Source organism: Paracoccus sp. pheM1 (assembly GCF_018499825.1).
GTDB lineage: Bacteria > Pseudomonadota > Alphaproteobacteria > Rhodobacterales > Rhodobacteraceae > Paracoccus > Paracoccus versutus.
In genome coordinates this window covers 1,474,490-1,488,084 of record NZ_JAGXCX010000002.1, presented here as the reverse complement: position 1 = coordinate 1,488,084, position 13,595 = coordinate 1,474,490, and the positions used below count along the sequence as shown (strand labels likewise).

Here is a 13,595-nt window from a genome sequence, read left to right as displayed (position 1 = left end):
GCCAAAGCCGCGGCGCGCCTAGGCATGGCGGGGGGACAGGCCCGGCCGTGGACCGGCGCGGCGCGGGCGCTCGCATGGGGCAAGGCCGGCGACGTGCCGGAACGGCCTCCCCTGGCTCCTATGGCATTCATAGGCCCGCTTCAGATTCGTTGACGGTGCCGGCCGCCGCCGACTAGGCTGCATGTGTCGTGGCTGTCCAGCCGAACGCGACCCCGTGCAACGTCGGAGGTTCCGATGGCAGTTGCGGCAGCACCCCGCATCATCCCGGCACCCTCCCGCAACCAGAGGACCAGACCATGCCCAGCACCAGCCGACGCAACCTGTTGAAACTCGCCCTGGCCGCCGCCGCGATCCCCGCGGTGCCGGGCCTGCTGCGGGCGGCGCCCGAACCTCGCGGCTTCGCCCCCGCGCCCGGCGACTGGCGCAGCTTCGAGCTGCGCACGCGGGTCAGGCTTGCGCCGCAGGGCCCCACGCAGATCTGGCTGCCGGTGCCCTCGGCCCAGTCGGACTACCAGCGCTCGCTGGACGACAGCGTGACCGGCAATGCCAGCGAAGCCGCCTTCGTCACCGATCCGGCCAGCGGGGCGCGGATGCTGCACGCGCGCTTCGACGCCTCGGTCGCCGAGCCCACGGTCGAGCTGGTCAGCCGCATCCAGACCCGCAACCGCACCGTGGACTGGAGCCGCACCTCGGCGGTGCAGGAAGACCCGGCGGTGCTGGAAGCCGCGCTGCAGGGCTCCAGCCTCAAGCCGCTGGACGGCGTGGTGCTGGACCGCGCGCGCGAGATCACCCAGGGCGCCACCACCGACCGCGAGAAGATCGCCGCGATCTATGCCTGGATCGTCACAAATTGCCATCGCAACCTCGACACCCCCGGCTGCGGCCCCGGCGACATCCAGGCCACGCTGACCAGCGCGGGCCTTGGCGGCAAATGCGCCGACCTGAACGGGCTTTTCGTGGGTCTTGCCCGCGCCGCGGGCGTGCCGGCGCGCGACATCTACGGCGTGCGGGTGGCGCCCTCGGCCTTCGGCTACAAGCAGCTGGGCGCGAACAGCCCCGACGTGACCGGCGCGCAACATTGCCGGGCCGAGGTCTGGCTGGCGGGCCACGGCTGGGTGGCGATGGACCCGGCGGACGTGCTGAAGGTGATGCGGGCCGAGACGGACCGCTGGATCAAGGATCCGGCCGACCCGCTGGTCGCACCCGTCAATGCGGCGCTTTTCGGCAATTGGGAAGGCAACTGGGTCGCCTACAACACCGCCAGCGACGTGACCCTGCCCGGCGCGAACGGCGCCCCGGCCCTGCCCTTCCTGATGTATCCGCAGGGCCTGAACGCCCAGGGACGGCTGGACGAGCTGGACGCCAAGGCATTCTCCTACGAGATGACCGCGCAAGAGGTCTGAGCAAGCCCCTCGGGCAGGCGTTCCGGTCCCGGATGCCTGCCTGTCCAAGGGCCGCAGCGAGGCGTCTTTCGGCCTCGCCCCCACCGCCGGCCTGTCGCACTGGCTGGGTATGTCAGGCGGCTTCGAGGGTCACAGGGCGCAGAGCGCGGCGCAAAGCCGGTCGATGTCCTCGCGCGTGGTATAAAGGCCCAGGCTGGCGCGGCACAGCGCCGTGACCCCCAGCGAGGCCATCAGCGGCTGCGAGCAGAAGGAGCCGGCGCGCACGGCGATGCCCTCCTGGTCCAGCAGCGCCGCCAGGCGCTGCGGCGATCCCACCCGCTCCAGCCGGAACGAGAACAGCGGCCCCTTGCCCGGCGCCATGCCGAACAGCTCGATCCCCGGCACCTTGGCCAGTTCCGCCTGCGCATGGGCGACCAGGGCCTGCTCATGCGCGCGGATGCGCGCCATGCCGATGCCGCCGAGATAGCGCAGCGCGGCGCCCAGGCCGATCTGGGCGACGATCGCCGGGGTTCCAGCCTCGAATCGCAGGGGCGGGGCGGCATAGGTCACGGCCTCGCGCGTGACCTCGCGGATCATGTCGCCGCCGCCGCGATAGGGCTGCATCTCGGCCGCCCGCTCGCGCCGGACCCAGAGCGCGCCCGAGCCCGAGGGGCCATAGAGCTTGTGCCCCGCCAGCGCATAGAAATCGCAGCCGATGGCCTTTACGTCCACCGGCGCATGCACTGCGCCCTGCGCGCCATCGACCAGCACCGGCACGCCCCGCGCCCGCGCACCGGCGCAGATGGCGGCCAGGTCGACTTCGACGCCCAGCACGTTCGACATCTGCGTGACCGCGACCAGCCGCGTCCGCGGCCCGATGGCGTCGATCACCGCCTGCGGGTCGAGCCAGCCGCCGGCATCGAAATCGACCCATTTCAGCACCACGCCCTGGCGTTCGCGCAGGAAATGCCAGGGCACGACATTGGCGTGATGCTCGGCCGCGGTCAGCACGATCTCGTCGCCCGGCCCCAGCCGCGGCGCGGCCCAGGCGGCAGAGACCAGGTTGATCCCCTCGGTCGCGCCCGAGGTGAAGATCACCTCGTCCTCGTCGGCGTTCAGGAAATCGGCGACGATGCCGCGCACGGATTCGTAGCGCTCGGTCATCACGGCGGACAGGTGGTGCAGCCCGCGATGCACGTTGGAATAATCCTCGGCATAGGCGGACATCACCGCATCCAGCACCGCCCGCGGCTTCTGCGCCGAAGAGGCGCTGTCCAGATAGCACAGCGGCTTGCCGTTCACCCTGCGCGCAAGGATCGGGAAGTCACCGCGCAGCTCCAGCGTCTCGATCATGGGTCTCTCCGTTCCTGGTCGCGCCCGCCGATGCGGGCGGGCATGCATGAACCCAACCACGGCGCAAGGCCGGGGCGCAACAAACAGCCGCCCCTATGCCATTCATAGGCGGGGCTGTGCCCTTGGTTGACAGCCTTGCCCGGCCCGACCAAGCTGCAGGCGACAATGCGAGGGAGGAGCCTTGCAGATGGATTAGCTGGACACGCCCTGACCGCGCGCGGTGCCGCAAAGGCCGGCCTGCGCCGTTCCATCATCCCCATCCCGCCCCGAACCCCGGATCGCCCCGATCCGGCAGCCGGGCCTTGGCCGAGGACCAGCCGGAATGACCGACGAAACCGTCTTCGATGCCGGCGCGCTCGGCTGCGGCGAGCTGGTGGTGCTGTTGCGCATCCGCTTGCGCAAGATGCCGGGGCGGGTGCTGCGCGTCGTCGCCACCGATCCCGGCGCGCCCGAGGACATTCCCGCCTGGTGCCGCATGACGCGTTGCGACCTGCTGCGCCACGACCCGGCCACCCATTCGTTCTGGATCCGGTCGCGCGACGACTGGAGCTGAACCCGACCCGCATCAATCAGGAGAAACCCATGCCCGGAAAATTCGTCGTCTCGATCAGCTGCGCCCGCGACAATACCGACAAGGCCACCGTCGGCTTCGTGGTGGCCAATGCCGCCGTCGCCTCGGACAAGGAGGCCGTCGTCTTCCTGTCGATCGAGGGCACCCGGCTGTCGCAGAAAGGCTATGCCGACGACATCCACGAGGAAGGCTTCGCGCCGCTTGCCGAGCTGATGGCCAGCTTTGCCGAGGCCGGGGGCGAGATCTACGTCTGCTCGCCCTGCTTCAAGAAGCGCGGGCTGGACGAGGACAAGCTGATCGCCGGCGCCAAGGTGGTGGGCGGTGCCAAGCTGGTCGAGTTCATGTCCGACGGCGCCCCCTCGATCTGCTACTGACATGACCCTCTGGAAACCCATGCTTGCGGCCTTCCTGCTGGCCTGCGCCGCCTATGTCGGCCTGTCGTTCCTGCTGTTCGAGATGCCCAGGTCGGTCGCCGACGCGCTCGACTGCGGCTTCCTGCCGGAAGAGTTCGTCGCCTCCGGCACCCTGACCTTCGACCGCAACCGCGCCTTCGCCGTCAGCTTCCTGCGCAAGCAGGAATATCTGACGGCGGCCACGGTGGGCGTGGCGGTGGCCTTCGCCGTCTTCGCGCTGCGGACCGGCCGCAGGGGCGGCGGCGCCATCGCGGCAGGCGGCGGGCTGATGGCGCTTGGCGCGGTCTGCGTGTCCTGCCTTGCCCCGGTGCTGTCGGTGGTGGGCCTCGGCGTCATCGGATCGGTGTTGGCGGGCGTGCCGAAATGGTTGTTGCTGGTGAACACGCTGGCCCTGACCGGCTGGGGGATGCTGTTCCTCTCGCGCCGGGCCGGATCCTGCGCGCTGCCCGCGCGGCGCGTGAACCCATAGGGGATGGCCATGAAACGCATCTTCCTTTCCCTCGCCTGCGCGGCGGCCCTTGCCACCCCCGCCCATGCCGAGGATTCCGCCCTGCTGATCCCACCCAGGGACGGCTGGCCCCTGGCCAACCCCATGGCCGCGGCCGAGATCGCCCCGCCCCCGTTCTCATTGCCGACCGAGCGCGGGGTGAACCCGTCCTATGTCGCGGGCCTGCCGGGGTTGCATCAGGGGCTCGAGACCTTCGACGACTTCGACCGCCGCTCGCTGAAGCACGACAGCGTGCTGATCCGCCAGAGCCGGGTCGAGAACGGCGAGGTCGTCATCCCTCCCGGCGGGCTGGCCTATCTGGAGGACAGCTGGGGCGGCGAGGTCGCCCTGCGCGGCGAGAAGGTGCCGATCCTGGGCCGGACCGCGACCTATATCGACTACGACATGACCGTGGTGCTGCACAGGGACGTGACCATCCCCGCCGGCCAGGCGGTGGCGGTGGGCGGCACCGTCTATCACTACTACGCCAGCATCGGGCACGAGCAGATGGTGAACCACACTCTGCATGTGCGCACCATTTCCGGCCTCGACTGGGAATGGGCCTTCGGCTCGCCCGCATTCTCGACCACCGAGCCCAACTGGTGGGGCAATTCCTTCGCCCAGCTCTACAACCAGGGCAAGCTGCGCGAGATGAGCCGCGAGGCGCTGGTGTTCGACTGGCTGGCCGGGGTGCGGATGGACCGCATGACCTATGCCGAGACCGAGGTGTTCAAGGGCCTCGCCGCGCCGGGCGACGCCTGGACCATGGGCGGGCAGACCCTGCGCGTCGCCGCGGTGGATGAGGCCGCCGGCACCGCGACGGTGGAACTGGTCGAGGGCGGCGCGGTGGTCGCCGCCAAGACCCTCGGCCCGGTGCTGCCCGACCGGCTGATCGAGGACCACGACGCCCGCAAGGCGCTGGTCTTCGAGCATGGCGACGTGGTGGCGTTCCTGTCGCCCTGGCCCGCGGCGTTCGAGGACGGCAAGGTCAGCCTCAAGGTCTATGACGATGCCTTCGCCTTCGACTACGGCGCCGATTTCGCCCGCGACCCGCGTTTCGCGGTCTGGCCCGTGACCTGCCCGACCGGCCACGCCTTCGGCTTCATGCTGACCAACAAGCAGGAAATCCGCCTGAAACCCGGCCAGTCCGTCGACGGGCCCGAGGGCTATTTCAAGGTCGTGGTCAACAGCATCGAGGGCGATCACGTCACCTCCTGGCATGTCGAGGACAGGCAGGGCAACCGCTCGGCCGATCTGGGCGGGCCGCAGATCGCCAATGTGGACCTGGTGCTGGGACAGGGCCGCGTCACCGGCCAGTCGATCTTCAAGGATCTGGGCCGGGCGCTGCTGGCGCGCAGCTACGGCACTCAGGTCGCGCTGGAAACGCTGGCCAGGCCCGAGGGCGGCGTGGCCCCGGCCCCGGCGGCTGCGCCGATGACCGCCTCGGTGGTGCCGGTCCCGGCCGGGGCGCCGCTGTCGCCCGCGCTGCTGCTGGCGCTTGCCGTGGCGGTGATCGCCTCGGGCGCGATCGGCTATGAACTGGCCCGCCGCCGCGGCGGCTGACCCATGGGCCGCCGGGCAGCCGGCGGCCCCCTTTCGCCGGAGGAACCGCCCATGACCACCCCCCATCCGCTGCCGCCCGACGTGTCCTTCGACGGCGGCGACCTGGATTGCGGCAACGGCCTTTTGCTGCTGATCCGCAAGCATATCGACCCGCTGCCGCGCGGCGGCCTGCTGGAGATCCTCTCGACCGAGATCTCGGTGGACGAGGATCTGCCGGCCTGGTGCCGGATGACCGGCAACGCCTTCCTGTCGGTCCATCGCGAGGGAAGGCAGCGGTCCTTCCTGATCTGCAAGGGCGCGCTGTCGGAACGCCGGGCCGAGCCGCCGCCCGCCGTTCCCGCCGAACCGGCCCCCCTGCCGCCGCGGGTAGCGCGCCCCGTCCCGCCGGTGCCGCCGCTGGCGGTGATGGGCATGGGCTCGTGGCCGCGGCCGCGCTGGATGGTCGAGGCCATGCACGCCCATGTCGAGGGCCGCCTGTCCGAGGCCGCCTTTCACCAGACCGCCGACGACGCGGTGCGGCTGGCCGTCGCCGCGCAGGAACGCGCCGGCGCCGATGTCGTCACCGACGGCGAACAGCGCCGCGACAGCTATGCCAGTTTCGTCGCCACCCGGCTGGAAAACTGCCAGCTGATCCCGCTGACCGACCTGCTGCCCCTGGTCGACCACCCCGAGGAATTCGAGGCCGAACTGCGCGCGCTCGACATCCCCGCCGGCGATGTGCGCCACCCGGCGGTCTTCGGCCGGCTGCGCCGCACCCGCCCCGTCGTCGCGCATGAGGTCGATTTCGCCCGCGCGCTGACCGACAGGCCGGTCAAGGTCGCCCTGCCCGGCCCCTATCTGCTGACCCGGACCATGTGGATGGAATGCATCTCGGACCGCGCCTATGCCAGCCGCGAAGAGATCGCCACCGACATCGTGCGCGTCCTGCGCGAGGAACTGGCCGAGCTGGTCGAGGCCGGCGCCGCGCTGATCCAGTTCGACGAGCCGGTGCTGTCGGACGTGGTCTTTTCCGGCGCCAAGAACAAGCGCAGCTTCATGTGCGGCGCGCTGTCGGAAACGCTGGCGCCCGAGCATGAGCTGGGCTTTGCCCGCGACCTGCTGAACGCGGTCTTCGACGGCTTCGACCGCGACCGCATCGCGCTGCATGTCTGCCGCGGCAACTGGACCCCCGACGAGTCGGTGGCGCTGAGCGGCAGCTATGCGCCGCTGATCGACACCCTGGCCCAGGTCCGCGCGGGCGCCTATCTGCTCGAGGCCGCGACGCCGCGCGCGGGCGACATGTCGATCCTGACGGCCCTGCCCGAGGACGCGCGCATCGGCGTGGGCGTGGTGAACCAGAAGCTGCAAACGGCCGAGGCGGTGGACGAGGTCGCCGCCCGCATCGCGCGCGCCATCGGCCTGTTCGGGCACGAGCGGGTGCTGCTGCATCCCGATTGCGGCTTCGCCACCTTCGCCGACAACCCGATCTGCTGCGGCGACCTCGCCTGCGACAAGATCGCCGCCATCGCCCAGGCCGCGGCAAGGTTCAGGTAAGATCGCCAAGACCCTGTCGCATCGCCGCCGGGCCGCGCATCATGGCCGCAGCAACCCGGCACCCAAAGGACTGACAGATGCAATCCAAGCTTTCCACCCTGCCGCCCCTGCACGAGATCGTGCAAACGCCCGCCGGCCGCGCCTGCGTCGAGGCGCATGGCCATGCCGCCAGCCTGGCCTGCATCCGCGAATTGCTGGACGAATACCGCCAGCAGCTTCTGGCCGGCACCGCAGAGGCCGAGGACCGGGAAAGCGCCGCCCGGAGGGTGGCCGGGGCCGCGCTGGAAAGGCTCGACAGCCGCAGCGCGCCGGCGATGAGGCGCGTGCTCAACATGACCGGCACGGTGCTGCACACCAATCTCGGCCGCGCGGTCTACGCCCCGCGAGCGGTCGAGGCCGCCAACCGCGCCATGACCGGGCCGCTGGCGCTGGAATACGACCTCGACGCCGGCCGGCGCGGCCAGCGCGACGATGCCGTGCAGGCGCTGGTCGCCGAGATCACCGGCGCCGAGGCCGCCTGCATCGTCAACAACAACGCCGCCGCCATTCTGCTGGTGCTGGCGGCGCTGGCCCAGGGGCGCGAGACCATCGTCTCGCGCGGCGAGCTGATCGAGATCGGCGGCTCGTTCCGCATGCCGCAGATCATGGAAAGCGCCGGCACCCGCCTGCGCGAGGTCGGCACCACCAACCGCACCCATCTGCGCGACTACGAAGGCGCCATCGGCCCCGACACCGCGCTGCTGCTGAAGGTGCATCCCTCGAACTACCAGGTGCTGGGCTTCACGCATGAGACGCGCTGCCCGGACCTGCTGCCGGTGGCGCGCAGGCACGGCTTGCCGCTGGTCGACGACCTGGGCTCGGGCACGCTGGTCGACCTGTCGCGCTGGGGCCTGCCGCATGAACGCAGCGTGCAGGACGCGCTGGCCGAGGGCGTGGACCTGGTGACGTTTTCCGGCGACAAGCTGCTCGGCGGGCCGCAGGCGGGCTTCATCGCGGGGCGCCGCGACCTGGTGGAACGGTGCGCGAAACATCCGCTGAAACGCGCCCTGCGGCTCGACAAGGTGCGGCTGGCGGCGCTGGAGGCGACGCTGGCGCTTTACCGCGACCCCGACCGGCTGGCGGACCGGCTGCCGACCCTGCGCCACCTGGCCCGGCGGCCCGACGAGATGCAGGCCATGGCCCAGGCGATCCTGCCCGCGCTGACCGCCGCCCTGCCGGCCGGCCATACGCCCGAGATCGCGGCCTCGCAGGCGCAGATCGGCTCGGGCGCGCTGCCGCTGGAAAAACTGCCGAGCCTGGCCTTGCGCATCCCCGCGCCGGGCGCCAGCGCCGAGCGGATCGCGCGGGCCCTGCGCCGCCTGCCGCTGCCGGTGATCGGGCGGATCGCCGAGGGCGCGGTCTGGCTGGACCTGCGCTGCCTCGACGATCCGCAGCCGCTGGTCGAAGAACTGCCCGGCCTTGCCGCGCTGCTGGCCGAACCAACCCCAACCAAGGAACTGCCATGACGGAACGCCATTCGAAACTGATCATCCTGGGCTCGGGCCCGGCCGGCAATACCGCCGCGATCTATGCCGCCCGCGCCAATCTCAGGCCCATGCTCATCGCCGGGATGGCGCATGGCGGGCAGCTGATGACCACCACCGACGTAGACAATTGGCCCGCCGATGCCGAGGGCGTGCAGGGCCCCGACCTGATGGTCCGCTTCCAGCAACATGCCGAGCGCTTCGAGACGGGCTATGTCCACGACCACATCAACGCAGCCGACCTGGCCGCCCGGCCGATCCGGCTGCAGGGCGACAATGGCAGCTACACCTGCGACGCGCTGATCATCGCCACCGGCGCCTCGGCGAAATACCTGGGACTGGCGTCCGAACAGGCGATGATGGGCCGCGGCGTCTCGGCCTGCGCGACCTGCGACGGCTTCTTCTACAAAGCCAAGCCGGTCGCCGTGGTCGGCGGCGGCAATACCGCGGTGGAAGAGGCGCTGTATCTGGCCAATATCGCCAGCCATGTCACCCTGGTCCACCGCCGCGACAGGCTGCGCTGCGAAAAGATCATGCAGGACAAGCTGATGGAGAAGGTCGCCGCCGGCAGGATCACCCTGCGCTGGAACAGCCAGATCGACGAGGTTCTGGGCGACGACCGCGGCGTGACCCATGTCCGGCTGCGCGGCACCGCGGACGGGACCACCGACGAGATCGCGGTGGACGGCGTCTTCATCGCCATCGGCCATCATCCGAACACCGACCTCTTCGCCGGGCAGATCGAGATGGACGGCGGCTATATCGTCACCCAGGGCGGGCGGCACGGCATGGCGACCCAGACCTCGATCCCCGGCGTCTTCGCCGCGGGCGACGTGCAGGACCAGATCTATCGCCAGGCCGTCACCAGCGCCGCAAGCGGCTGCCAGGCCGCCCTGGACGCGGAACGCTACCTCGACGGGATGTGACGCGGACGGGGCCGCGGCGGGGCGCGCAACGGGAAGCTTTCTTCGCCGACGCCGGCGGCCGGCGGCCGGACAGCAAGAACGCAGCCCCCGCGCGGGGGCGGCGTCCGTCATGCCATCCGCCGGGCCCTGGGCGCAGGGGCCGATCCTACAGCGCCTGGGCGGTGTTCTTCAGCGCGCCGGGAATGGCCGTATCCTCGCCGCGCTGGCGCCAGGTCGCCAGGTCGCGGGCGCGCGAGGCGACGGCGCCTTCCCACAGCTGGTATGCGTCCTCGCCCAGCATCAGCCGCACCGAGGCCGTGTCGCCGTCCACCATGTCGATGATGACCTGCGCGGCCTTGACCGGATCGCCCATCTGCTGGCCGTCCTGGGTGGCGTAATAGTCCTCCATCCCCGCATTCAGCGCCGCGTAATCCTGGATCCGGCCCTCGGCCTTCATCGCCGCGCTGCCGGCGAAGCCGGTGCGGAAGGCACCCGGCTCGATCAGCGTCACCCGGATGCCCAACGGCTTGACCTCGTGATGCAGCGCCTCGGTAAAGCCTTCCAGCGCGAACTTGGACGCGTTGTAGAGGCCGCTGCCGGGGAAGGCCACGAGGCCCGCGATGCTGGTCAGGTTCAGGATATGGCCAGACTTCCGCGCGCGCATCTGCGGCAGCACCGCGCGCGACAGTTCCGCGGCGGCAAAGAAGTTCAGCTCCATCTGCGCGCGGATCTGCTCGGGGGTGAATTCCTCGAGCGCGCCGTATGAGCCCGCGCCGGCGATATTGGCCAGCACGTCGATGCGGCCGAATTGCCCGGTCGCCTGCGCCAGCGCCCGGCCGCGGGCGGCGGCGTCGGTCACGTCCAACTGGAGCGCAAGGGCGCGGTCGCCGTGGCCGGCCGCGATCTCTTGCAGCGGGGCGGCGCGGCGGGCGGTCAGCACGGCGCTGTCGCCGCGCGCCAGAACCGCCTCGGCCAGCGCCTTGCCGAAGCCCGAGGAGGCGCCGGTGATGAACCAGATCTTGCTCATGTCATTGTCCTTTACGAAAAGATGGGGAGTCGGTGCCGCGATGGGCGGCGGGTTGCGCAGCTGCCTAAAGCGCGATCTCGACGACGTCGGCACCGTCGAAAGCCGTGTCCTCGCCGCGCACGCGCCAGGCGTTCATGTCCTCCAGGCGCCCGGCGATGGTGGCGTCCCAGATCGACCAGGCGTCGCGGCCCAGCATCAGGCGCGTGGGCGGGGCGTCGCTGGCCACCACCTCCAGCATCCGCTGCGCGGCCTTCGCCGGGTCGCCCATCTGCTTGCCGGCCGAGCTTTCCAGATAGCCCTCGAAGGTCTCGACCATCGGGCGCCAGGCGTCGATGCGGATCTCCGGGCGCATGTTCGCGTCGGCGGCGAATTCGGTGCGGAAGGCGCCGGGTTCGACCAGGGTGACGTGGATGCCCAAGGGCTTGGCCTCGATGGCCAGCGATTCCGTCCAGCCCTCGATGGCGAATTTCGCCGCGCAATAGGGACCGGCCGCGTTCATCGCCACCAGCCCGGCGATGGAGCTGACGGTCAGGATGTTGCCCGCGCCCTGCGCCCGCATCTGCGGCAGCACGGCGCGGGTCATCTCGGCCGCGGCGAAGAAGTTCAGCTCCATCTGCTCGCGCAGCTGCGCAAGGCTGAACTCCTCGCAAGCGCCCGCCACGCCGCGACCGGCGACATTGGCCAGAACGTCGATGCGGCCAAAGCGCGCCAGCGTCTTGGCCACCGCCCTGTCGCGCGCAGCCGCATCGGTCACGTCCAGGGCCAGCGGCAGCACGCGATCCTCGTGGCCGCGCGCGATCCCTTGCAGCCGGTCGAGGCGGCGGGCGGTGATCACCGCATTGTCGCCATGGGCGACGACCGCCTCGGCCAGCGCCTTGCCGAAGCCGGACGAGGCGCCGGTGATCAGCCAGGTTTTCGGTTGGTAGCTCATGTTCTTTCTTTCGCTCAGATGATGGTCAGGCCGCCATCGACCACCAGCTCGGCGCCGATGACGTAGGAGGCTTCGTCGCTGGCCAGGAACAGCGCCGCCCTGGCGATTTCCTCGGAGGTGCCGACGCGGCCGATGGGAATGCCCCTCAGCAGGCCCTCCAGCATCTCGGGGTCTTCGGTGAAATGGGTGGCCATGGGCGTGTCGATCAGGCCGGGATAGATGCCGTTGACGCGGATGCCGCGGCGGGCGAAATCCACCGCCGCGGCCTTGGTCAGGTGGCGGCTTGCCCCTTTCGAGGCGCTGTAGCCCGGTGGCACGTCCGGGAACACGATGATGCCCGCGGCCGAGGAGATGTTGACGATGGCGCCGCCGCCCTGCCGCTCCATCTGCGGCGCGACGGCCTTGATGCCGTAGAACTGGCTGTTCAGGTTCACGTCGATGACATGGGGGAAATCCTCGGCCGTGGCCTTGTCCCAGCTGCCGTCGCGCGGCCCCGGCGTGCCGGCGTTGTTGATCAGGATGTCGATGCGGCCATGGCGGTCGATGGTATCGGCCACGACCGCGACCCATTGGTCCTGCCGCGTCACGTCCAGCACCGCCGCAGAGGCGCGCTGCCCCTTGGCCGTGATCTCGGCGACCAGCCGGTCCATGTTCTCCTGCCGGTTGGCATTGGCGGTCACGACGACGGTGGCGCCTTCCTCGGCGAAGACGCGGGCGATCACCGCGCCCATGCCGGTGCCGCTGCCCGCGCCGGTGACGATGGCGACCTTGTCCTGCAAGCGTTTCATGTCGGTTTTCCTTTGAATGACGGGACCGGACCGCCCATCCACGGGCGGCTGAACGCGCAAGGCGTTCGGTCGAGGGCATAGATAGGGATTGATCCGCGAACGACCCATGCTAGAAAGTCCGTTATTCTTATTCGATCGTACGGATTTCAGGATGGACCCGCTTTCGGACGTGTTGTCGCTGCTGCGGCCGCAAGGTCAGTTCTATGCCGGCTTCGATGCCGCGGGGGACTGGTCCTTCGCCTTCCCCCCGCACGCGGGGATCAAGTTCACCGCCGTCATGCGCGGCAACTGCTGGGGCGTGGTCGAGGGGCAGCAACAGCCGATCCGCCTGAACGAGGGCGATTGCTTCCTGCTGAACAGCGGGCACGGCTTCGTGCTGTCCTCGGACCCCGCCCTGCCGGCGGCAAGCGGCGAGGCCATCCTCGAGGCCGCCGCCCGCGACGGGATCGCCGTCCATGACGGCGGCGGCGAGGTGTTCCTGATCAGCGGCCGCTTTTCCTTTTCCGGCAGCCATGCCGCCGTGCTGTTCGACGCGCTGCCGCCCATCGTCAACATTCCCAGGGCCTCGGCCCAGGCCGAGGTGCTGCGCTGGCTGCTGGATCAATGGGCCGCCGAGCTGCGCGGCCGGCAGCCGGGCAGCGCGCTGATGTCCACCCACCTGGCGCATCTGATGCTGGTCCAGGTGCTGCGGCTGTTCCTGGACAGCGCCACCGAACTGCCGCCGGGATGGTTGCTGGCGCTGACCGATCCGCAGATCAGCCCCGCCATCGCCGCCATCCATGCCCAGCCCGCCCGCCGCTGGACGCTGGAGGACCTGGCGCGCGTCGCCGGGATCTCGCGCACCGTCTTTGCGCAGCGCTTCAAGGCGCTGGTGGGCAGCACGGCCATGGACTACCTGGCGCGCTGGCGGATGCTGATGGCGGCGGACCGGCTGCGCAGCGGCAACGAGAACGTCGCCGCCATCGCCTTTTCGCTGGGCTACGAATCCGAAAGCTCGTTCAGCACGGCGTTCAAGCGGATCATGGCCTGCTCGCCCACGCAGTATCGGCGGCAGGCGGCAGCCCCGGCCGCCGCCGGGATGCCGCGCTGAGGCGGCCGCCCCCGCCTCGCCATCCGGCG

Annotated in this window: 13 protein-coding genes; 9 read left to right on the top strand and 4 right to left on the bottom strand. The window is 70.4% G+C overall.

Annotation, left to right across the window (positions count from 1 at the left end; all coding sequences use genetic code 11):
- Window positions 1–296 precede the first annotated feature (296 nt).
- Window positions 297–1,403: a transglutaminase domain-containing protein gene (locus tag KF941_RS21410; protein ID WP_214274452.1), complete on the top strand. Its 1,107-nt coding sequence runs from the start codon at window positions 297–299 to the stop codon at window positions 1,401–1,403.
- Between the two features lie 129 nt (window positions 1,404–1,532).
- Here KF941_RS21410 and KF941_RS21405 read toward each other — a convergent pair whose 3' ends face one another.
- Window positions 1,533–2,735 (bottom strand): cysteine desulfurase, encoded by a 1,203-nt coding sequence (locus tag KF941_RS21405; RefSeq protein WP_214274451.1) that lies wholly within the window; start codon window positions 2,733–2,735, stop codon window positions 1,533–1,535.
- Window positions 2,736–3,057: 322 nt separating this feature from the next.
- Between KF941_RS21405 and KF941_RS21400 the strand changes: the two genes are divergently transcribed.
- The 7 genes from KF941_RS21400 (at window position 3,058) to trxB (ending at window position 9,751) form a co-directional block, all read left to right on the top strand.
- Window positions 3,058–3,288, top strand: coding sequence for a sulfurtransferase TusA family protein (locus tag KF941_RS21400; protein WP_036760382.1), 231 nt, complete (start codon window positions 3,058–3,060; stop codon window positions 3,286–3,288).
- A gap of 29 nt (window positions 3,289–3,317) precedes the next feature.
- Window positions 3,318–3,680: a DsrE family protein gene (locus KF941_RS21395; RefSeq protein ID WP_214274450.1), complete on the top strand. Its 363-nt coding sequence runs from the start codon at window positions 3,318–3,320 to the stop codon at window positions 3,678–3,680.
- Between the two features lies 1 nt (window position 3,681).
- Entirely contained in the window at window positions 3,682–4,188 is a 507-nt protein-coding gene (locus KF941_RS21390) for a hypothetical protein (RefSeq protein WP_214274449.1), read from the top strand.
- A 9-nt stretch (window positions 4,189–4,197) separates the two neighbouring features.
- Window positions 4,198–5,769, top strand: a complete 1,572-nt coding sequence (locus KF941_RS21385) for a hypothetical protein (protein ID WP_214274448.1) — start codon at window positions 4,198–4,200, stop codon at window positions 5,767–5,769.
- 51 nt (window positions 5,770–5,820) lie between these two features.
- Window positions 5,821–7,302 carry a 5-methyltetrahydropteroyltriglutamate--homocysteine methyltransferase gene (locus KF941_RS21380; RefSeq protein WP_214274447.1) on the top strand — a complete coding sequence of 494 codons (1,482 nt, stop codon included), beginning with the start codon at window positions 5,821–5,823 and terminating at the stop codon, window positions 7,300–7,302.
- A 77-nt stretch (window positions 7,303–7,379) separates the two neighbouring features.
- A complete protein-coding gene (selA, locus tag KF941_RS21375) occupies window positions 7,380–8,807 on the top strand; it encodes an L-seryl-tRNA(Sec) selenium transferase (protein WP_214274446.1) in 1,428 nt (475 codons plus the stop codon).
- Window positions 8,804–9,751, top strand: a complete 948-nt coding sequence (trxB, locus tag KF941_RS21370; RefSeq protein WP_214274445.1) for a thioredoxin-disulfide reductase — start codon at window positions 8,804–8,806, stop codon at window positions 9,749–9,751. The genes selA and trxB overlap by 4 nt, the downstream gene beginning before the upstream one ends.
- Before the next feature lie 145 nt (window positions 9,752–9,896).
- On the opposite strand, the gene KF941_RS21365 is transcribed toward trxB, so the two are convergent.
- The 3 genes from KF941_RS21365 to KF941_RS21355 all read right to left on the bottom strand — a co-directional run bounded on the left by KF941_RS21365 (window position 9,897) and on the right by KF941_RS21355 (window position 12,476).
- Window positions 9,897–10,757: an oxidoreductase gene (locus tag KF941_RS21365; RefSeq protein ID WP_214274444.1), complete on the bottom strand. Its 861-nt coding sequence runs from the start codon at window positions 10,755–10,757 to the stop codon at window positions 9,897–9,899.
- Window positions 10,758–10,821: 64 nt separating this feature from the next.
- On the bottom strand, window positions 10,822–11,688 hold the full coding sequence (locus KF941_RS21360) for an oxidoreductase (protein ID WP_214274443.1): 867 nt from the start codon (window positions 11,686–11,688) through the stop codon (window positions 10,822–10,824).
- A 14-nt stretch (window positions 11,689–11,702) separates the two neighbouring features.
- On the bottom strand, window positions 11,703–12,476 hold the full coding sequence (locus tag KF941_RS21355; protein ID WP_214274442.1) for an SDR family oxidoreductase: 774 nt from the start codon (window positions 12,474–12,476) through the stop codon (window positions 11,703–11,705).
- 151 nt (window positions 12,477–12,627) lie between these two features.
- Between KF941_RS21355 and KF941_RS21350 the strand changes: the two genes are divergently transcribed.
- On the top strand, window positions 12,628–13,566 hold the full coding sequence (locus KF941_RS21350) for an AraC family transcriptional regulator (protein ID WP_214274441.1): 939 nt from the start codon (window positions 12,628–12,630) through the stop codon (window positions 13,564–13,566).
- Window positions 13,567–13,595 lie beyond the last annotated feature (29 nt).

Bases quoted from the DNA above. Each gene is read 5' to 3' on its own strand.
- KF941_RS21410 (WP_214274452.1), top strand. From the start codon at position 297: ATGCCCAGCACCAGCCGACGCAACCTGTTGAAACTCGCCCTGGCCGCC.
- KF941_RS21405 (WP_214274451.1), bottom strand. From the start codon at position 2,735: ATGATCGAGACGCTGGAGCTGCGCGGTGACTTCCCGATCCTTGCGCGC.
- KF941_RS21400 (WP_036760382.1), top strand. From the start codon at position 3,058: ATGACCGACGAAACCGTCTTCGATGCCGGCGCGCTCGGCTGCGGCGAG.
- KF941_RS21395 (WP_214274450.1), top strand. From the start codon at position 3,318: ATGCCCGGAAAATTCGTCGTCTCGATCAGCTGCGCCCGCGACAATACC.
- KF941_RS21390 (WP_214274449.1), top strand. From the start codon at position 3,682: ATGACCCTCTGGAAACCCATGCTTGCGGCCTTCCTGCTGGCCTGCGCC.
- KF941_RS21385 (WP_214274448.1), top strand. From the start codon at position 4,198: ATGAAACGCATCTTCCTTTCCCTCGCCTGCGCGGCGGCCCTTGCCACC.
- KF941_RS21380 (WP_214274447.1), top strand. From the start codon at position 5,821: ATGACCACCCCCCATCCGCTGCCGCCCGACGTGTCCTTCGACGGCGGC.
- selA (WP_214274446.1), top strand. From the start codon at position 7,380: ATGCAATCCAAGCTTTCCACCCTGCCGCCCCTGCACGAGATCGTGCAA.
- trxB (WP_214274445.1), top strand. From the start codon at position 8,804: ATGACGGAACGCCATTCGAAACTGATCATCCTGGGCTCGGGCCCGGCC.
- KF941_RS21365 (WP_214274444.1), bottom strand. From the start codon at position 10,757: ATGAGCAAGATCTGGTTCATCACCGGCGCCTCCTCGGGCTTCGGCAAG.
- KF941_RS21360 (WP_214274443.1), bottom strand. From the start codon at position 11,688: ATGAGCTACCAACCGAAAACCTGGCTGATCACCGGCGCCTCGTCCGGC.
- KF941_RS21355 (WP_214274442.1), bottom strand. From the start codon at position 12,476: ATGAAACGCTTGCAGGACAAGGTCGCCATCGTCACCGGCGCGGGCAGC.
- KF941_RS21350 (WP_214274441.1), top strand. From the start codon at position 12,628: ATGGACCCGCTTTCGGACGTGTTGTCGCTGCTGCGGCCGCAAGGTCAG.